Source organism: Leucobacter faecis, from assembly GCF_054456695.2.
Map to the genome: position 1 here is coordinate 189,805 of NZ_JBTJER020000006.1, position 19,973 is coordinate 209,777.

At 65.4% G+C, this 19,973-nt stretch carries 14 protein-coding genes and 1 tRNA gene; 14 read left to right on the top strand and 1 reads right to left on the bottom strand.

Annotated features, from left to right (window positions below):
* Positions 1–41 precede the first annotated feature (41 nt).
* The 3 genes from ACXR2W_RS08820 (at position 42) to nusG (ending at position 1,286) form a co-directional block, all read left to right on the top strand.
* A tRNA-Trp gene (locus ACXR2W_RS08820) sits at positions 42–117 on the top strand.
* Between the two features lie 52 nt (positions 118–169).
* Complete coding sequence (secE, locus tag ACXR2W_RS08825) at positions 170–439, top strand: preprotein translocase subunit SecE (protein WP_458814381.1); 270 nt, start codon at positions 170–172, stop codon at positions 437–439.
* Between the two features lie 43 nt (positions 440–482).
* On the top strand, positions 483–1,286 hold the full coding sequence (nusG, locus tag ACXR2W_RS08830) for a transcription termination/antitermination protein NusG (protein WP_458814379.1): 804 nt from the start codon (positions 483–485) through the stop codon (positions 1,284–1,286).
* Positions 1,287–1,455: 169 nt separating this feature from the next.
* Here the strand turns inward: nusG and ACXR2W_RS08835 are convergent, their stop codons facing one another.
* Positions 1,456–2,277 carry an endonuclease domain-containing protein gene (locus tag ACXR2W_RS08835; RefSeq protein ID WP_458814377.1) on the bottom strand — a complete coding sequence of 274 codons (822 nt, stop codon included), beginning with the start codon at positions 2,275–2,277 and terminating at the stop codon, positions 1,456–1,458.
* Positions 2,278–2,651: 374 nt separating this feature from the next.
* Here ACXR2W_RS08835 and rplK point away from each other — a divergent pair, with 374 nt between their 5' ends.
* From rplK to ACXR2W_RS08890, 11 genes are all read left to right on the top strand, one after another.
* Entirely contained in the window at positions 2,652–3,080 is a 429-nt protein-coding gene (gene rplK, locus ACXR2W_RS08840; RefSeq protein ID WP_458814375.1) for a 50S ribosomal protein L11, read from the top strand.
* Positions 3,081–3,090: 10 nt separating this feature from the next.
* A complete protein-coding gene (gene rplA / locus ACXR2W_RS08845; RefSeq protein ID WP_458814373.1) occupies positions 3,091–3,780 on the top strand; it encodes a 50S ribosomal protein L1 in 690 nt (229 codons plus the stop codon).
* 197 nt (positions 3,781–3,977) lie between these two features.
* Entirely contained in the window at positions 3,978–5,039 is a 1,062-nt protein-coding gene (locus tag ACXR2W_RS08850) for a serine/threonine-protein kinase (RefSeq protein ID WP_458839025.1), read from the top strand.
* Positions 5,040–11,057: an Ig-like domain-containing protein gene (locus tag ACXR2W_RS08855; RefSeq protein ID WP_458814369.1), complete on the top strand. Its 6,018-nt coding sequence runs from the start codon at positions 5,040–5,042 to the stop codon at positions 11,055–11,057. It begins immediately after the preceding gene.
* A 102-nt stretch (positions 11,058–11,159) separates the two neighbouring features.
* Positions 11,160–12,158, top strand: coding sequence for an AAA family ATPase (locus tag ACXR2W_RS08860; protein ID WP_458814367.1), 999 nt, complete (start codon positions 11,160–11,162; stop codon positions 12,156–12,158).
* On the top strand, positions 12,155–13,585 hold the full coding sequence (locus ACXR2W_RS08865) for a DUF58 domain-containing protein (RefSeq protein ID WP_458814365.1): 1,431 nt from the start codon (positions 12,155–12,157) through the stop codon (positions 13,583–13,585). Before ACXR2W_RS08860 ends, ACXR2W_RS08865 begins: the two co-directional genes overlap by 4 nt.
* Positions 13,582–16,017 carry a transglutaminase domain-containing protein gene (locus tag ACXR2W_RS08870; protein ID WP_458814363.1) on the top strand — a complete coding sequence of 812 codons (2,436 nt, stop codon included), beginning with the start codon at positions 13,582–13,584 and terminating at the stop codon, positions 16,015–16,017. Before ACXR2W_RS08865 ends, ACXR2W_RS08870 begins: the two co-directional genes overlap by 4 nt.
* Positions 16,014–16,856 (top strand): PP2C family protein-serine/threonine phosphatase, encoded by an 843-nt coding sequence (locus ACXR2W_RS08875; protein WP_458814361.1) that lies wholly within the window; start codon positions 16,014–16,016, stop codon positions 16,854–16,856. The genes ACXR2W_RS08870 and ACXR2W_RS08875 overlap by 4 nt, the downstream gene beginning before the upstream one ends.
* A complete protein-coding gene (locus ACXR2W_RS08880; protein ID WP_458814359.1) occupies positions 16,853–17,413 on the top strand; it encodes a hypothetical protein in 561 nt (186 codons plus the stop codon). Before ACXR2W_RS08875 ends, ACXR2W_RS08880 begins: the two co-directional genes overlap by 4 nt.
* A gap of 98 nt (positions 17,414–17,511) precedes the next feature.
* Positions 17,512–19,083, top strand: coding sequence for a DUF5684 domain-containing protein (locus tag ACXR2W_RS08885; RefSeq protein WP_458814358.1), 1,572 nt, complete (start codon positions 17,512–17,514; stop codon positions 19,081–19,083).
* A 118-nt stretch (positions 19,084–19,201) separates the two neighbouring features.
* Positions 19,202–19,900 carry an endonuclease/exonuclease/phosphatase family protein gene (locus ACXR2W_RS08890; RefSeq protein ID WP_458814357.1) on the top strand — a complete coding sequence of 233 codons (699 nt, stop codon included), beginning with the start codon at positions 19,202–19,204 and terminating at the stop codon, positions 19,898–19,900.
* Positions 19,901–19,973 lie beyond the last annotated feature (73 nt).

The following is a 19,973-nucleotide window of genomic DNA, read 5'->3' on the forward strand; positions in this document are numbered from 1 at the left end:
TTTTCTATGCCTGTTCGGTTTAGAAATGCGTCAATTCCCGAAGGGCGGTGGCTCAATTGGTAGAGCAGCGGTCTCCAAAACCGCAGGTTGCAGGTTCGAGTCCTGTCCGCCCTGCCAGATCCCGCCGGGCGTCCGACGTGCCCGGTGGGGCAGATGAAAGGACACCCGAGTGAGCAGCACTGAAATCGAGGAAGGCAGCGGCCCCGTCGATCACGCCAATTCCGATCGTGCTGCAAAGCGCAATCTGTTTAGTCGTATTGCGCTGTTCATTCAGCAGGTCATTGCAGAGCTGAAGAAGGTCGTCACCCCGACCCGCAAAGAGCTCATCAACTACACGCTCGTGGTAATCGCCTTCGTGGTGATCATGATGGCACTCGTTTGGGGCCTCGATCAGCTCTTCGGCTTCGTTACAATATTTACTTTCGGAAACGGCTCCTAGCTAGCACAGCGCGTCCGTCTTCACTCGAGCTAAGGAAAGCACCATGACCAGCGAGAACAGCAACAACCCAGAGGCCAACCTCGACGCGGCCCTTGACGCGCTGGTGCAGTCGACTGACCCGGTAGCCGACGAGGCCGTCGAAGACGCTCTCGTGATCGACAGCGAAGAAGAGGCAGCCGCGGCCGCTAACGCAATCGTCGACGAAGAGTCCGAAGAAGAGGCTGAGGCGGTTGACCCGTACAAGGCGTTCAAGAAGGACCTGCGTCGCCGCCCGGGCAAGTGGTTTGTGATTCACACCTACGCCGGCTACGAGCGCAAAGTTCGCTCGAACCTGTGGAACCGTCGCGAGGTCATGGGCGCCGTTGATGACATCTATGAGATTCAGGTTCCCATGGAAGACGTCATGGAGGTCAAGAACGGCCAGCGCAAGATGGTCACCCGCGTGCGTATTCCCGGCTACGTTCTGGTGCGCATGAACCTCAACGAGACCACCTGGTCGGTTGTGCGTCACACCCCCGGTGTGACCGGCTTCGTGGGCAACGCTCACAACCCGGTGCCGCTGCGCATCAACGAGGCGTTCGAGATGCTCAAGAGCACCGTCGAGCTTGAGCAGGTCGCAGGCGAGGGCAAGGGCAAGGCAGCAGTTACGGCCGCTGCTCAGGGCAACATCGAGATCGACTTCGAGGTCGGCGAGACGATCACCATCAAGTCGGGCTCTTTCGAAGGCCTGCCCGGCACGATCAGCGAGATCAACGCCGCATCGGGCAAGCTCACCGTGCTGGTGTCGCTGTTCGAGCGCGAAACCCCGGTCGAGCTCGGCTTCGACCAGGTCACCAAGATGGTCTAAGTTTTTACTTCAACATCTGCCTCGTTCTTCGGAGCGAGGCATTTGTTGTTTCTTCGCTAGGTATAGCACCTCCTTGACCAAGCGAAATTATCAATCGCGCGTCAAGCATCAAGAATCTGAGATAACTGATGCTCGACGCTGGATCGATGCCCGAAGCGTTGCTTCGAGGTTAGCGCGCAAGGTGTAGTTTGCGTGCCACGGCGTCCAAGATTACCGTCTCTACTGCGCTCCAGTCGTACACGACCTCGGCATACCCGACCCGAATCACGAAATAGCCGCGCTTCATAAGCTCGGCGTCGTGCGCGCGGTCAGATACACGCTGCGCCTTTTCGTGCTGCTTGCCGTCGATCTGTACTACGAGCCGATCACCAATCAGAAAATCAACTCGGTGTCCGTGCAGCCACGCTTGCGGGCGTATGGGGAGCTGCAGCCACCGCAAGCGTGTACGAAATAGCGACTCAAGGCCTGAATCGGAAAACGGTGTGCACTCGGCCAAGAGCGCGAGAGCGCGTCCTTTGAACGGTAGCTGGGCCAACGAAGGCTGGTCAAGTAACCCCTTCTGCAGAGCCGAGTCCCAGATTGTGAGCGCTTCTTCGTGGGGAAGGCACACGGCGACACAGTCGAGTGTGTTCTCGAGGTGATCAACGAGCATGGAGGGTGGCCGTAATTTCAGTGGCTGCCGACGATGCACCAGCACGCCTTCTGCTTTGACGTGGTGACCTCGCCGGGCCGCGACATGCGGTGTGCTCGAGTTCAGTACCCAAAGACCCTGCCGCGCCGCCGCAGTGGTGCAGGTGAGTACGACGCCGTGGGTGACGGCAAAGAGCAGCTGTGGTTCGAGTGACCAGTGGGCCAGCCAACCCCGACGGGGCCTTAGTGCGGCACCTGCCTGAACGTGCTTGCGTAGGGTGTGCTCGGTGAAACCGAGCCGCAACGCCTCTGACGTGCGCATCGCACCACCCGCTGCGGCGAGGGCTTCGCTTAGGTTCATAGGTAGATCCTCGCCGGTTACGCGCCGGACAGGTGGCGTGAAAGTCAAATTGTGAGTAACTCGCGCGACTCGGCGAAATCAGCAAGCTGTGGACGACAAGTGCACGGGGCGACGGCGCGCGGCTGGGATCCGGTGCAGGTACAAGCACCCATTGCGCGTCAAGCATCAAAATTCTGAGAAAACTGATGCTGGACGCTGGATCGATGCCCGAAGCGAGGCACCCGAACCGCGAAGGTGCATAAACGCGCGAGATCAGGTAAGCTATTGGAGTTTGCGTGCGCGCGTGAGTGCCTCGCAAAGACACCGCCACCCGGATCGGCCGGGCTAGCGGGAGAATGTGCGCGACCGCGTACGTTCGACGAAAGGAAACAATCATGGCAAAGGCCAAGAAGGTTACGGGTCTGATCAAGCTTCAGATCCCCGCCGGCGCAGCCAACCCGGCGCCCCCCGTGGGCCCCGCGCTGGGTCAGCACGGCGTCAACATCATGGAGTTCTGCAAGGCGTACAACGCAGCGACCGAGTCGCAGCGCGGCAACGTCGTGCCCGTTGAGATCACCGTGTACGAGGATCGCTCGTTCACGTTCATCCTCAAGACTCCTCCGGCAGCAGAGCTCCTCAAGAAGGCCGCTGGCGTTCAGAAGGGTTCGGGCACCCCGCACACCGTTAAGGTTGCAAAGGTTACCGCCGAGCAGGTGCGCCAGATCGCCGAGCAGAAGCAGGCAGATCTGAACGCAAACGATCTCGACGCAGCGTCGAAGATCATCGCGGGCACCGCTCGCTCCATGGGCATCACGGTCGAGTAAGGGTACGAACATGGCACAGAAGTCGAAGGCGTACCGCGCCGCTGCCGAGAAGATTCAGGCAGACAAGTTCTACACTCCCGCCGAGGCAGTAGCCCTGGCGAAGGAGACCGGTTCGGCTAAGACCGACTCGACCGTTGAGGTTGCAGTCAAGCTTGGCGTGGACCCCCGCAAGGCAGACCAGATGGTGCGCGGCACCGTCAACCTGCCCCACGGCACCGGTAAGACCGCACGCGTTATCGTGTTCGCGGTTGGCGCCGCAGCCGAGGCAGCAATCGCTGCTGGCGCTGACGAGGTCGGTGGCGACGAGCTGATCGAGAAGGTAGCCGCTGGCTACACTGACTTCGATTCGGCAGTCTCGACCCCCGAGCTCATGGGCAAGGTTGGCCGTCTCGGTAAGGTACTGGGCCCCCGTGGTCTGATGCCGAACCCCAAGACAGGCACCGTCACCCCCGACACCGCTAAGGCTGTCACCGAGATCAAGGGCGGCAAGATCGAGTTCCGCGTCGACAAGCACGCTAACGTGCACTTCATTGTTGGCAAGGCATCGTTCTCGGCTGAGCAGCTGAACGACAACATCACGTCGGTGCTCGACGAGATCGTGCGTCTGAAGCCCTCGTCGTCTAAGGGCAAGTACGTGACCAAGGGTGTCGTTTCGACCACCTTCGGCCCCGGCATTCCGATGGACGTTTCGGCGCTCTAAGTCGTAACACCTCAAAAGGCTCCTCACCGGCAACGGTGAGGAGCCTTTTGCATGTGAGCTAGACATAGCCTACGAATAAACAAAGGCCAGAAAAGTAGGTACCATATGTTGGGTACACTGCCGAGACATTTGAGGGGGGCCGTGCATTGACTAGCTCCGGCACACACACGCGGCCGCACATCTCTGGATTCAACTATGTGCGCCCCCTGGGCTCTGGCGGATTCGCTCACGTGTACCAGTATGAGCAAGACATGCCGCGGCGCGTAGTCGCCATCAAAGTGCTCAAGGACGATGTGTCTGACGATCACGGCCGCGCCGCCTTCGAGGCCGAAGCCGACGCGATGGCGCGGCTCTCGAGCCACCCCTCAATCGTGTCGATCTACGCCGCCAGCATTTCGAGTGACGGCCACCCGTTCATTGCGATGGAGTACTGCCCCGAATCATTTCGTACGCGCACGCGCGGCGCGATCGTACCGCTGCCCGAGGTGCTCGACGCCGGAGTGCGGCTTGCGGGCGCGCTCGAGACGGCGCACCAGTCAGGCGTGCTGCATCGCGACATCAAGCCCTCAAACGTGCTGCGGTCGACGGCGGGTCGCCCGCTGCTCGCCGATTTTGGGATCGTGTCACTGCGCGGTCAGATGCGCGGCAAGAACACCGACCGCGCCATGTCGGTGGCGTGGGCGGCTCCCGAGGTGATTGGCGGCACCACGAGCGGCACGATCGCGAGCGAGATCTGGGCGCTCGGAGCCACACTCTACACCTTCGCTGCGGGTAAGCCTCCGTTCGGTCGCGCCTCGAAACAGGGCACGGACCACGAGCTCATCAATCGCATCACGCGCGCCAAGTACACTCCCGTGCCCGGCGCTCAGGGCTACGAGCCGTTCGACAGCGTGATCGCTCGCGCGCTCGCCAAAGATCCGGCGCAGCGGTTTGGTTCGATGCATGAGCTGGGGCTCGCGATGCAGCAGCTGCAGCGCCATTACGGGCTTGATATCACGCCGCTTGACGTCGTGTCGTCGACCTGGGTGACTCCGGCCGCGACCGTGCAGGGCGTGCGCGGGCCCACGATTTCGTCGGTGCAGGGGAGCGGGCGGGCTGCGAAGCGCGCCGCGCTCGCGGCGGCGCCCGATGACCACTCACGCACTCGATCCGGATCGAAGGGGGGCGGCGCAATGAAGCCCGCTCTCATCGGGGCGGGCGCAGGAATTGCCGTGCTCGCTATCGCGGGTGTCGTTATGGCGCTCATGGGGGGAATCTAGATGGCCCAGCAGTCGAAGCGGTCGCGCGTCATCACCTGGGTGTCTGGCATCGCGGCGCTCGCGATGATCGGCACGGTGGCGGTCGTGGCCGCCGGGTACGACGCACGTGAGGCGCCGCGCGAGGAACCCTCGGTGTGGGCGATGCGCACATCGGGCCAGTACGCGCGCGTGAACACGCTCACCGCCGAGATCGATACGGTGCGCTCGGTCGACGACCCGAGCGGGCTTGTGCAGGCGGGCGCCGCGAGCGTCGTGCTCAGCCACGGTAACGGGCGGGCATGGCCGGTCGACCCGATGCAGCCGCGCGACCTCGTTGAGAACTCCGCTGACGCGGCCGGCGATAAGGACGACAAAGCCAGTAAGAAGGCCAAGCAAGACAAGAAGGAAGCTGCTCCCGTGGCGAACACGGCCGAGCAGGGCACGACCGAGCAGGGCACTGGCGCGCAGGCCGAGCGCATGCCAGACGGCACCCGCGATGTGATCGCCGCGGGGGCACACCTTGTGGTGCGCACCGAATCGGGTGACGTGTACGTGGGGGCGCTGACCGACGACGCGGGCGTCACCGGCACGAACCTCACGCTGATTGACCCGCTCGTGGGCGAAGAGGCAGAGACAGACGGCGACGAATCAGAGCCGAGCAAGTTTGTTACAGACGCGGTCGCCCTCGACCCCGAGGGGCGCGTCGCGATGCTGTCTACGACAGACAACGAACTGCGCTGGTACTCGATCGAGCGCGGCGAGTTTGTCGCCACCGAGCAGGTGCCAGAAGATTTGACGGCCGAAGAGCTGCAGCTCAGCATCGTCGACGGGTCGTGGGTCGCACTCAACGGGCCCAACCTGTGGCGCGCGAAGGCGAGCGAGCCCGTGTCACTGAAAGTTGATGCGACGCCCAAGCTCCAAGGATCAAGCCCCAGGGGAGCGGGCTCAGACGTACTCATTGCCGACGGTGGCGGCCTGTGGCGCGTCACGGGCAGCGACGCGAAACGCGTGGTGAGTGTCGCGGGCGCACCCGCCCAGCCCACCTTTGTGGGCGACACCGCCTACGCCGCCTGGATCGGTAGCGCGGGCGCTAACATGTGGCGCGGCGACGGCAAAGACGACGCTGTCGCGCTCGACGTCGACGACAGCGTCAAAATGCCCGGCGACCCCGAGCCCGCGTTTCGTACGAACGGCACGGCCGCGCTGCTCACCGAAGTGAAAACCGGCATGATGTGGACGGTGCCAGACGGCACGCTCATTCCCGTCGAACAGTGGACCTTGGCCGACCCGCCAAAGGACCGCGACGGCACCGTCGTCGTCGCAGACGTCACCGAACAAGAGCCACCCGTGGCGGTCGATGACGCGTTTGGTGTGCGGGGGAACGAGCAGGCCCCGTTGCCGGTGCTGCTCAACGACTATGACCCCAACCGCAAAGACGTGTTGACGATCGAACCCGAGGGGCTCGCGAGCGACCTTGACTCGAAATTTGGTCAGGTCTCCTTGATGCCGGACGGCCAGACGCTCGCGTTCATGCCCGCGAAGGGCGCTACGGGCTCGGCGAGCTTTAGCTACCGGATCACCGACGGCACTCACTCATCTGAGCCCGCGAAAGTGACGCTCACCGTGGTGAGTGATGACGTCAACACGGCGCCCGAGTGGTGTGCGGTCGAGGGCTGCCAACGCCCGTGGCCGACGCCAGAGCTTGCGCCCGGTGGCACCCTAGTGCTGCCCATTCTTGAGGGTTGGGTTGACCCCGAGGGTGATCCCATCATGCTCGAGTCAGCGACGCCCGTGGGCAAGGACGACCCGGTGCGCGCGCTCGTCACGGCCGATGGTCGGTTGGCGGTGCGTCACCTCGACCCCAACGCCGACGGCGGCGAGGTCGCGGTGCGCGTGCGGGTAGCTGACGCGCACGGCAAAACAACAGACCGCGATCTCGTCGTGCAGGTGCGCTCGAACGCGAAGGCGCAGCTCACGCCGATCGCGGCGACCGTGGAGCTTGGGCAGCGCATTACGGTGCGGCCGCTCGCGAGAGTCACCGGGGGATCCGGCTCGTACACGCTCGTGGACGCGAGCGTGCAAAGCGGCACCGCACAGGTGACGATGTCAGCCGACGGCACCGTGATGGTGCGCGCCGAGCAGGCAGGGCAGACCCTCGTGACGCTCACCGTGCGCGACAGCGGCACGAAGCAAGAAACGACCGGCCTGCTGCGCGTGACAGCGGTGGCGTCGCACACGAAGCTGGGCCTGCCGCCGCTGCGCGCGTTTGTGCGACCGCTCGCAGACACGACGGTCGACGTGCTCGAGGCGGTGCCCGGGGCGAATAGCCGCGCGCTCGTCGTCGACAGCGCAAAGGTCGTCGACGGCGAACTGCGCGCCGACGTCATCGAATACGCAAACGTGCGCGTATCGGGCAGTACGCCAGACGGTGCGCCGGGCCGCATCGGCGCGGTCGACGTGACGGTGGCCGAGGGCGCCGACAAGGCGGTGGGGCGCATGACCGTGTTTCAGGTGCCAGAGCAAAGCGACACGGGCGCGATTGCGGTCGCAGACAACGCGACCGTGCGCGCCGGTGCCGTGGCAGACATTCGCGTGCTCGATAACGATGTGTCGGCCCCTGGCCAGCGCCTCGTACTGCACCCCGAGATCAGCGGATCAGGCACCAAGGGCGAGCTCGCGTTCGCCTCGGGTAACACGCTGCGATACCTCGCACCCAAAGAGCCGGGCCAGTACACGCTCAGCTACACGACGTACGGTGCGAGCTCGCCCGAAGCGAGCGACGTAGGGCAGGTGCACGTGACGGTGCTGCCGCGAGACGGCAACCGTGACCCCGCGCCCACACCCGTAACGGTGCGCCTCGCACCGGGTGAGAGTGGCAGCGTGCAAGTGCCGCTCTCGGGTGTCGACCCCGACGGTGACCGCGTGCGCCTCGTGAGCGTTGACTCGCCGGGCGATGCCCAGTTGACGACGACGATCGTGCCGCGCACTTCGTCGATTCGAGTCGAAGCGTCGAGCAAAGCGAAAACTGGCAAGCAGTCTGTTAATTACACGGTGCAAGACGAATTTGGCGGTGAAGCGAAAGGCTCGCTGCGCGTGATCGTGACCGATGGTGCCCAGGCAACGAGCGCGCCCATCACATACAGCGACTATGTGCGCCTGGTGCAGGGTTCGAAGGAACCCGCCGTGGTGAGCCCGCTCGAGAACGACCTCGACCCCGCGGGCGGTGAACTGAGCATCGTTGAGGTGGTACCTAACGTGCCGGGCGGTAAGAACTCAGCCGAGTATCGGGCGCTGGCAGAGCGTCTTGACACATCTCAGATGAAGAAGGGGCGCATCAAGGTTTCGAGCAGCGCCGAGCCGGGTACCGTGTCGTACCGCTACACGGTGCGCTCGTCTGAGTCGTCGAGTACCGCCGACGGGTTGATCGTGGTGCAGGTGTCTGCGCGCGTGGGGCAGCAGGCGCCCACCGTGCGCGACACGGTGCTCTCTGCGCGCGACCGGGCCGAACTTGAAGGTGGCGGTGTCGACGTGATCACCGACCGCGTGTACTGGGCGACGGGTGACGCGTCGTCGCTCAAACTGTCGGTGTGGGGCAGCGCCGCAAAACGCTTCGAAGCAAACGGCAAACGCATCACCGGCAAGTACCGCGCCGAGGGCGACCTGGTGCCGTTTAAGCTCTCGGGCACCGATGTGACGGGCGCAGAAGTTGAGAGCTACGGCTTTTTGATCGTGCCCTCACTCGACGAGCTACGACTCACGCTCGTGCCCGGGCTCGCCCCGCTGAAGGTTGATGAAGACAAGAGCAGCGACGTCGCGCTCACCGACATCATCGATCTCGGGTCAAACGACCAAGCAGAGTTTAAGACCGGTGGGTTTGTGACGCAGCGCGGCCAGGCAGCGTGCGAAGCGACCTCGAAGACGACGCTGCGATACAGCGCGGGCAAGGGCGAGCCGTGGGTAGACAGCTGTCTCGTGCTGGCTCGTCTCACCGAGCAAAAGACGTGGACCGAGCTGTCGGTGCCCATACAGATCGTGCCCAAGGAACCGGTGGCTGAGCTCGAACCGCTCACGCGCACAATCGCGCCGGGCGCATCTGAGACGGTCAACCTGCTTGACATGGTGCGTTGGCAGGGCCAGCGCGAGGGCCGGCCGAGTGACCTACAGTTTGCCGTCGCCGGAGGCGGTACGAACTTTGAGGTGAGCCCCGCCGGCTCGCAGGTGACTGTGACAGCACGCGCAGACGCGCTGCCCGGCGCCGAAGACACCGCCACGGTCACTGTGACCGGGGCTGGTGATAGCCAAGCCCCGCTGACACTGCGCGTGGGTGAGGCAGCGAAAGACACCCCGCGCGGCGCGACCGTGCAGCTGAACTGCACCGTTGGCGGTGCGTGCCAGACTCAGCTCATCGGCGCCCCCGGCCAGTACGACCCCTTCGAGGGCAAGAGCGGCGGCGGGCTCAAGCTCGACGCGGTCGACGGGGCCTCATGCTCGGCCTACGGCACACTGCAAGCGGCTGGTGACGGCGTGAGCGTCGCGTGGCCTAACGGTGACAAGGGTGCAGGGGGCAAATGCACCGCGACCTACACGGTGCGTGACGCGCAAAACCGCGTCGGTACCGGCACGATCGAACTCGATGCCCGCGGTGTGCCGCGCCCCCCGGTCAGTGTGACCCCCACCGGTGCTACGTCAAGCAGCGTCACCCTCTCTGTGGTGCTGAGCGCAGAGGCCTCACACCCCGCTGTGGCTGGCGTCGAACTGACGACCGACAAGGGCGGTAAGACCGGCAGCTGTTCGATGGACGGCAACCAGGCTACCTGCACGGTGACCGGGCTCACCCCGGGTGAGCAGGCCACGTACACGGCTCGCGCCGTGAACGACGTGGGTTCCTCTGACCCTTCGGCGAACGGTGCCACCACGTGGGCCTACAAGCCACCCAAGCCGCCGACGATCTCGGCCAGCACCGCTGAGTGGGGGGAGAACACCGACCCCAATAATGGGCGTGTGCGGGTGAAGATCGGCCAGAGCGAGGCGGCGACGGTTGTGTTCATGATCGACGGCGCTGAGACCGCGAACACTGCCGATGGCATTCACGTGCTGTCGACGCAATCGCACACGTTTAGCGTGCTGTCGGCAGACGGCCCCGATAAGATTCCGCCCGCTTACTCGGGTGGTGACGGTGGCCGCGGCGAGGTTGAGACTGCCACGGCGACCCCGATTGGTGCGCCGACGGCGGGTAGCGCGACTCTCGAGGCGACCGGCACCAACAAGACGGGCTGGGAGATTTCGACGTCGGATTGGAGCCGAAACGGCGGTGACGACCTCAACTTTACCTACAGCGTCGGCGGCTACACCGGCTCGAGTTCAAGCGGATCAGGGCTACCCAAGAATGAAACGTTCACGGGAACTGTGAGCGCCAAGAACTCATACGGCGTGGTCGGGCCCGTTGCGACCAATGAGATTACGACGGGCACGAAGTACCCCGTGATGAGCGGAACCTACACCGTGTCTGCTGCTCCTTCGAGCGTCTCGGGCACCAGCGCGCGGTGGGAAACAATCGAGTCGATTACCTGGGATGGTAATAGAGTGGATGGCTCGAAGCCGTCGCACGCTACACCAACGGTCGAATCGCCGACAGTTTATGACGTCATGCAATGCCCCGCGGGCCCATTTGGGCAGCAGAACTGTTCTGATGCGTCAGGTACGTTGACCCCCACCCCCGGCGGGCTCGCACCCTTTGCCATCAACCGCAGCAGCGGGCAGTGCGTGGCGTGGGTGTCACACACCGAACCGCCAAGCCAGAGTGCGCTGGAAGCCGCGTTTGTGACGATTGGCGAAGCGGGCGGCCCGTTGAGCTTCGCGCAGGACCCCAGCGCGCCCAAGAATGTGATCGTGAGCTGGACTAACGGTGCGAGGGGACAGGTCACGTTCCCTGATGTGATCTGCGACAAGCCAGCACCACCCGAAACCGGCTCCGGCGGCGACTCCGACGGCAGCTCCGACGGCGGCGGCGATGGCTCCGGCGGCGACACCGACGGCTGATCCGGCGCCTGAAGCGGCGCAGCCAGCAAGCACAGCAAGCACAGCAAGCACAGCAAGCATCTACCCACCAGCAGCACTTACGCTCCTCCAGATTGGAAGCCCATGACACTTGACCCGAACCTCACGGTCGCAGCAGACGGCCCCCTCACCGAAGATCGCGCGCGGTGGGCGAGCGACGCGGTACGCCAGGCGGCCGACGCGATCGAAGTGTCGATCCAGGGTAAGCGCCGGGTCATCGAGCTCGTGCTCGCTACCGCGATCGCGGGCGGCCACGTGCTGCTCGAAGACGTGCCCGGTACGGGCAAGACGGCGCTCGCCCGCGCGCTCGCAAAGTCGATGCACGGCACCTCGTCGCGCATCCAGTTCACCCCCGACCTGCTGCCCGGCGATGTCACGGGTATCACCGTGTACGACCAGAAGCAGGGTGTGTTTGAGTTTCACGCCGGCCCAATTTTCGCGAACGTGGTGCTCGCCGACGAGATTAACCGCGCAAGCCCTAAGACGCAGTCGGCGCTGCTCGAGGTGATGGAAGAACACCAGGTCACGGTTGACGGCCGAACACACCCCGTCAGCAACCCGTTTCTCGTAATCGCTACACAAAACCCCGTCGAGCAGGCGGGCACCTACCGCCTACCCGAGGCACAGCTTGACCGGTTTATGATCAAAACGTCGATTGGCTACCCCGATGACGCGGCGATGATGCGCATTCTGCAGCAGGTCACGCGCAGCCCCGAGGTGCCCACCGTCATGAACGTTGGGTCGCTCACGCAGCTGCAGCAGTTCGTGCGCTCCGTCTACATCAGCCCCCTGATCGCCGAGTACATCACGCGCCTCGTCGAGGCGAGCCGCCGCGCGAGCGAGGTGCGCCTCGGCGCGAGCGTGCGCGGAGCGCTGAGCCTCGCCCGCATGGCGGCCGCCTGGGCGCTCGTCGCGGGCCGACACTACGTCACCCCCGACGACGTGCGTGAGCTTGCCACGTCGGTGCTCGCGCACCGCATCGTGCTCGAGGCAGAGGCCGAGTTCGACGGCGTCACGGCAGAGGCCGTCATCGGCCAGATTCTGCTCGACACCCCGATTCCGCAGGAGAACGGCACCGCGTGAGCCACGATCAACAGGGCCGCAGCCCGCTGTTTAAAGCGCGGGCGGGCGGCACCAGAAACACCGGTACGGGGGGCACCCGCGGCACGTTTGGTACCCGGGGCACCCGCGGTACCCGTGGCACGACGACCCGCCTCGGTGACACCCGCACATCGACGCGGCTGGGGCAGAGCCAGCGCCGCCGCGTCATGGTGCACCGCACCTGGCGCCGCGTGCGCACGCGGCTGCGTCGCGCCTGGCGGGCGACCACACAGTCGGTCACCACGCTCGGCTGGTTTGTGCTCGCCCTCACCGTCGTGTGTGTCGTGCTCGGTGCCACGTCGGCGTGGGTCGAGGCCTGGTTTATCGCGATCGCGGGCGGCCTCGCGCTGCTCATCGCGCTGCCGTTCTTGCTGGGCAACCGCGCCTACCACGTAACGATCGACATCGACAGGTTGAACGTCGTCGCGGGCGGCGAGGTGCAGGTGCGCCTGCGCATCAACAACAACAGTGCCCGCCCGGCGATGCCCGCGGTCGCAGAAATGCCCGTGGGCGCTGCCCTGCGCGAGGTCACGATCCCGTTTGTGGCCCCCGGGGCCGCACTCGAACTGCCCCTCACGATTCCCACGCCCACGCGAGGCGTGATCCGGGTAGGCCCGCTCACCATCGCACGCCAAGATCCCATAGGGCTCGTGCGGCGCGAGGTGACCTGGCCCGAGAAGCACCTCGTGCACGTGCACCCTGCGACGGCAATGCTGCCGCCGCACACCGCGGGCCTCGTGCGTGATCTCGAGGGCGCCGCAAGCCGCAGGCTCACCGACTCAGACCTGTCGTTCTACGCGGTGCGCGAGTACGCCCCCGGCGACGCGATGCGGCACGTGCACTGGAAGTCGACGGCCAAGACCGGCACGCTCATGGTGCGGCAGTATGAGGAGTCGCAGACGGCGCGCGTTGCCGTGCTGTTCGATGCCCGCCGCGAGGAGTATTTGAACGATGAAGAGTTTGAGTTGGGCGTGAGCGTGGCGGCGTCGCTGTCGCTGCAGGCGGTGCGCGAGGGGCGTGAGCGCTACGTCGCCTCGGCCTGGGCGCCCGGTCGCGTGCGGCCCAGCATCGACGGCCTCGAAGAGCTGCCCTCGCGTGACCCGCAGCAGCTGCTCAACTCGTGGGCAGAGCTCGAACAGGCGCCCGAGGGGCTACCGTTCGAGGCCCTCGCCCACGGTCTCGCGCACTCATCGCGCCCCCTGTCGATCGTGGCTCTGATCACGGGTTCTGTGCCGGATCAACAGCGGATCCGTCGCGCAGCGGTGTCGTTTAGCCCCGACGTGCACGTGCTTGCGGTGCGCTGCGAACTGCACGCCGAACCGCGCGCGCAGCGCGTCGACCCGCTGACCATGTTCACGGCGGGCGCCCTCGGTGACCTGCCGCAGCTGATGCTACGGAGCGGGCTGTGAAGCCCGCGGTGCGCTACCGCCTGGCGGGCGTGGCCGCTGCGGCTGCTGCGCTATCGCTGGGGGTCCTTGCCGCGCAGCCGATCTATCGCACGCCGTGGTTGTGGCTCGTAGCTCTTGTCGCGCTCGTACTCGCCGCCGCGGTGTCGTGGGCGCGAGATCGGTGGCGCCTTGGCCCGCCGGTCGTCATCGCAGCGGTGCTGGCGGCGTTTATCGTGACGCTTGTGCCCGTGGCGGTGCCGCAGTCGCTGAGCACCGGTTCAATGTCGGGTATCGCCTCTGGATTCGTTGACGGCCTCGCCGCCGTTGCGCTGGGGTGGAAGCAGCTGCTCACGCTGACGCTGCCCGTGGGCACATATCGCACAGTGCTGGTGCCGTTCTATCTGGTTGCGCTTGTGAGCGCACTGCTCATCATGCTGCTCGCAACGAGCTCGCGTCGTGTCGCCGTGCTCGCGGCGGCCCCCATGCTGCTGCCCGTCGCTTTTGGCACCGTGTTTGGCGCGGCCGAGGTGAGCGGCGCCCTGAAGCTTGGCCCGCTGTCGCTTGTGGCTCCGCGTGAGACAGGGCTGTGGTTGTGCACTGCGCTGCTCGCTGCCGTGTGGATTGCGTGGGTGTCGAGCAGTGACCGCCGTGCCGCGCTGCGGCTCGGTCGCGCTGCGGGGGAGAGCCCGGTGCGTCGCGGCTCGGTGGTGCGCAGCGGAGTCGGCGCCATGATTCTCGTGGGCTGCCTCGCGGCGGGCGCACTCCTCGCCCCCGTGCTTGATTCGGGTGCCCGCGCGGTGCCGCGTGACGCGGTTGATCCCGCTCTCGTGGTGCGAGATAGGCCGAGCCCGCTCGCGTCGTACCGCTCTGCGAAGCGTGATGCCGCGCTCGACTCTGTGCTGTTCACTGTTGAGGGTTCGAACGGTCTGCCCGCGCGGCTGCGACTCGCGGTGCTCGACGCCTATGACGGGGTCGACTTTCATGTGAGCGACGGTGCCGCCGGCCTGTTTACGCGGTTTCCGAGCGGGGCGCCGGTGAAATCGCCGAGCGATGTGACCGTGACCATCGGCGAAGGCTACCAAGACATTTGGGCGCCGTCAGCGACGCTGGGCACGCCGCCCACGTTTGGCGGGCCCCGCGCCCAGGCGCTGTCAGACGGTTTCTACGTGAACCGTGACACGGGCGGTGCGATCGCCTTCTCGGGCAAGAAGGGGGCGGCGCTCGGGCTCGCCGAAGGCGACAGCTACCGGGCGCAGATGGAGACGGCTGCGGGAGCTCAGAACCTGGGCGGACCCACCTCTGACGCGCCGCTGGTCGATCTCGACGCTGCGCCCGAGCTGGCGCGCTGGGTTGACGCCCAGGGCGTGTCGGCCGACGAAGATGGCGTGGCAACACTCATCGAACGGCTGCGCGCACGCGGCTATCTGAGCCACTCGCTCACGAGCGGCGAGGGCGAGGGGGAGTGGCTTGCCAGGCTCTCGAAGCAGTACGGCACCAAGTTCGAATCGAGTGCGGGCGGTCACTCGCTCGCACGCCTTGAAAACCTGTTTGCGCAGCTCAATCAGCAGCAGCGTGCCGCGGGCGAGAAACCCAAAGACGCGATGCTGGTCGCAGGTATTGGTGACGACGAGCAGTTCGCGACGGCCGCTGCCCTCGCAGCGCGTAGCCTCGGCTACGAGGCGCGGGTTGTGGTGGGTGTGCGTACAACGGGTGACGGCGTGCCCGGTGTGCCCGTGTGCGAGACCGAGTGCACGGGCGCCAATCTCGCGGCCTGGGTCGAGGTGCGCGGCTCGAGCGGCGAATGGGTCGCCTTCGACGCGACCCCGCAGCCAGAGCAGCGACCGCAGCGCCTCGAGGAGGGCGAGCAGCTGCCCGAATACCCGACGACGCCAGAAGAGCGTGACGTGCAAGAGATCGACCCGCCCATTGGATTGGGGGAGCAGGGTGAGGGCGGTTCGACCGACACCGACCCCGACGAGGCCGCTTGGCTCGGCCCCCTGTTGCGCGTCATTGGCCTGTCGCTCGCGACCGCCGCGCTCGTCGCGCTGCCGCTGCTGTTTTTGCCGCTCGCGAAGCGACTGCGTACGCGCCGCCGGCGCCGCGACGTGCATCCTGAGCTGCAGGCGCTGGGGGCCTGGGCTGAGATCGTTGATCGCGCCCGTGACACCGGCATTGATGTGCCGGATCACGCCACGCGCAGCGAGATCGCGAGCGTGTTGGCGACGCGGCCCGCGGTGTGGGCGGCGCTCGAAATCGACCGTGCCGTGTTTGCGCGCGAACAAGTCACCCCCCAGCATGTTGCAGTGCTGTGGGACGCCGTCGCGGCCGACCGTGACGAGCGGCGCCAGGGCCAGACGCTGTGGCAGCGTGTGCGGGCGGCGTATTCGCTACGCTCTTACGGAGTAGTGTTTGGACGCCGCGTTGTGCGGGTCACGGAAAGCAGGGGCGAATGAGAACGGCAGGCGGGCAGCACGCCCACTATGAGCTCTCGAACGCGCAGAAAGTGGTGCTCGAGAGCGCCGCACACAGTCACGTCGGAATGGTGCGCACGGTAAACGAAGACAGCGTGCTCGCCGAGCGACCCGTCTTCTTCGTGTCAGACGGTATGGGCGGGCACGAGGCGGGCGATTTGGCGAGCCAGGCCGCGATCGGTGCTCTCAGCCCGCTCGCTGGCACCACCGCCAACCTCGTTCCCGCAGACGTTGACGCAGCAATCGAGGTTGCGCGCGCCAGAGTCCTCGCGATCGCCGAGCAGACGGAGCGCGGGGCGGGGTGCACGCTGACGGGCGTTGCTCTCGTGGAACACGAGGGCGAGCCCTGCTGGTACGTGGTCAACATTGGTGACTCGCGGGTCTACGAGCACACGGGTTCAACACTCACCCAGGTGACACGCGACCATTCGCTGCAGGCCGAACTGTATGCCGCAGGTAACGCGAACGCCGCGCAGGCACCGCGCAACGTAATCACCCGTGCGCTGGGGTCTGAAGACTCCAGGCACGATGCCTGGCTGATTCCGGTGACCACCGGGGCGCGCCTGCTGCTGTGCTCTGACGGGCTCACCACCGAGCTTGACGACGAAGCGATTCGTGCGGTGCTCACCGTCGGCGGCCGGCCCGAGTCGGTCGCAGACGAGCTTGTGCGGCTCGCGTGCCAGGCGGGGGGTCGCGACAACGTGAGCGTTGTGATCGTCGACACGGTAACCGGAAGCGATCCCAGCTCTACGGGTGAGGACGACCCGTTTGCGTCGACCTCTGACGACACGCTCGAAGTGACCAGGCCGGTGAGAGTATGAGCGCAGCCAACGAGAACGAGGCTCACGAGAACGAGGCCCTAGAGCGCACGGTGTTTGTGGGTGGGCCGGTTGATCCGGAGCAGACCGTGGTGCGGCCCGCGGGCGATGCAGCACCGTTGGCAGACCCCGAGCGCACGTTCGTGCTGTCGCCCGATGCGACGCGGGTGGTGCCTGACCGGCGAGGTGACCCGGTGCCCGAGCCCGAGCTTGCGCCGTTGCCCGCGCCAGACCCCAGCCAGGGGCTCACCGCGAAGCAGAACGACCAGCAGAGCGACCAGCAGAGTGGCCAACAGAGTGGGCGCGGTGGCATGCTGCGCCGAGCCGCCAGCTTCATGCCGCGGGTGTATGCCCCGCGGGCGGTCGCGGTGGCGCAGGCACCTGAGCTTGTGGCAGACCCCGAGGGCGGGGTGGCGGCGACGAATCCGCGGGCCGCATTGCCCTCGCTCGCACGCAGGGATAGCCGCGGCCGCATCGTGACGCTCGCGAGTTACGCGGCGGCGTTTGTAGTTACAGGTGTCGGGCTGTGGGTCGTGGCGACCCTCGCTTTTGGCGCTTAATCACACTTATGCGCTGCGATGCTGCGATATAGGCGCATTCGTGGCAGAGTTTATAGCGGCACATCGCGTGCCACAGTATTGAGAACGGAAACAGACACGTGGAACTTGACTCTAACCCGACCGTGCCCGGGTTGTACGATTTGATGCTGCCACTGCTCATCAGCTCGGTTGTGAGCGTTGCGTTCTACGTCTGGTTTCTCTGGTCGTTGTCGAAACTGTTTCCGCTGCTGGGCGTCAAGGGCGCGTGGGGCTGGATACCCGTGTGGAACCAGTGGCAACTGATTCAGCGCGGTGGGTTGCCGGGCTGGCTTGTGCTGCTCGGGCTTGTGCCCGGGCTGGGCGGCCTGGTGGTGCTGGTCGTGACGATTATTGCGATCAACCGCATTAATGCCGAGTTTGGCAAGGGCGGCGGCATGACCGTGCTCGGAATCTTCTTGGCGCCGCTGTGGGCGATGCTGCTCACAAACCACATTCGAGACGGCCGTTACGGTGCGGCCGCCGCTTGGGCGCCGACGAGTGGTGCTGGTGCTGGTGCTGGTGCTGGTGCTGGTGCTGGCGCTGGTGCGCTTCAGGGATTGCCGTTTGCCAACGTGGCTCCGCAGGCTCCGCAGGCTCCGCAGGTTTCGCCCGCGCAGCAACCGCTTCAGGCGCCGTACGCCGCACCGGCAGAGTTTGCTGCGCATACTTCGGTTCAGCCGCAAACCACGACGGTTCAGCCGCAGCCGCAGCGCTCAGTATTTGCGCCTCCCGCTAACGGCGCCGACCAGCCGGTGCAAACCGAACAGCTCGCATCAAATCAGGTCCAGCAGCCAGCCCCGCCGATGCCGCCCGCGCAGCCGCAGTCGATGATGCCCCAGCAGGTGCCGCCGGTGCCGCCGGTGCCACAGCCGGGCGGTGTACAGGGCGTGGCCGCCCAGGATGCAGCCGCCCAGGATGTGGCCGCCCAGGGCGGCAACGGGTGGGGTTTCAGCAACACCACTGAGGGGGCCTACGAGCGATTGGCCGCAGAAGGAACGCAGGCCCCGGTGCCTGCACCGCTCGGTGGTCAGGTGCCGCAGCAGCCGTTCTCGTGGCCAGCGCCCCAGCTTGAGGAAGCGGCGCCGTCGATCTTCGACGCTCCGGCCGAAACAGCTATACCTGCTGTCGCACCTGCCGCTGCGCCGGTTGTTGCTGCGCCGGTTGCTGCGCCGGTTGTTGCTGCGCCGGTTGCTGCTGATCCGGCCGCCGCTACGCCGGTTGCCGCCGAGCCGACTGTCCCCGAGCCGACGGTCGCTTTGCCTGTCGTCGCGAACCCGGTCAATGGCAACGATGACTTCGACGACGATAACACCGTTGTGGTGCGTCGTGAGACGCGGTGGGGTCTTGAGCTTCCTGACGGTGAGGTGCTCGAACTGTACGGACACGATGTTGTTGTTGGTCGTCGGCCCGAGCCGACAGGCGCGTACGAGGTCTTGAAGATCAATGACCCGACCCGCACCCTGTCGAAGTCGCATGTTCGTATGCGTCGTACTGGTGAAGCTTGGACGGTGGAAGATCTCCACTCGACCAATGGTGTGGCACTGATCGATGAAACCGGTGCAACAGAGGCGCTTGAGGCTGGCCACGAACGTGGCGCCACCGAACGCATGCTGATTGGCACGCTCGAGGTGCAGCTCGTGCGAATTTCGTAAAGCTCACCACGAGTTACGCGAGTTTCATGCGGCGCCAAGAGTAGAGGCGTATGGTGAGTCTCAAGACGATATGTTTCGTCTGGGGCTCACCGCTGAGCCTGCTCTAGGGAGGCAAAGTATGAAGGTCATCAGCTATAACCTGCGTAAGAATCGCGCCGTGACAGAGATTGCGGCGCTCGCAGAGGATCATGAGACTGACGTTCTCTGTTTGCAGGAAGCTGAGGCCATTGCACTGCCGTCGCGTGTCGGGCACCTAGAGCTCGTGCATGCTACCGAGCGCAACCGCTTGGGGCTTGCCGTGTACGTGAGATCCGAGCGTTTTCACCCGCGCGTTGCACGCACGTTTGAGCTGAAGAAGTCGCTGCATGACCGTATCCTGTCGCCGGCGCATGAACGGTTGTTGGGTGTGCGTCTGCTCGACCGAGAGGCTGAGCGAGACTTTGTTGTTGCTTCGTTTCACGCGGCTCCGTTGACCTCGCTGAACTCGCACAGGCGGCACCAAATTCACACCGCTCTCGATGGCCTTCGCAGTCTCGGGCCGGGGCTTCCTGCCTTGATGGTGGGTGACTACAACTACCCTGTTTTCAAGGGCCGCCTCGATACCGAGATGCGTGACAACGGGTATGAGCTGAACCTCAGCGATAAGCGCACCTACACTCGTTACCGCATGTTTCGGGGTCACTTCGATTTCGCAACTTCGTCGGGCATCGACGTGCACAGCGTGCGTACGCTCGATCGGGGCTTGTCAGATCACCTGCCCATCTTGGTTGAAGCGAAGCTGCGCCAGCACGCAGAAACGACCTTTGTCGCGGCCTAGAACGGCTGTTCTTTGGGGACGCTGCGGGCGGCCCTGCGCTCGTATTCTGCACGGAGCTCGGTGCCGCAGTCGC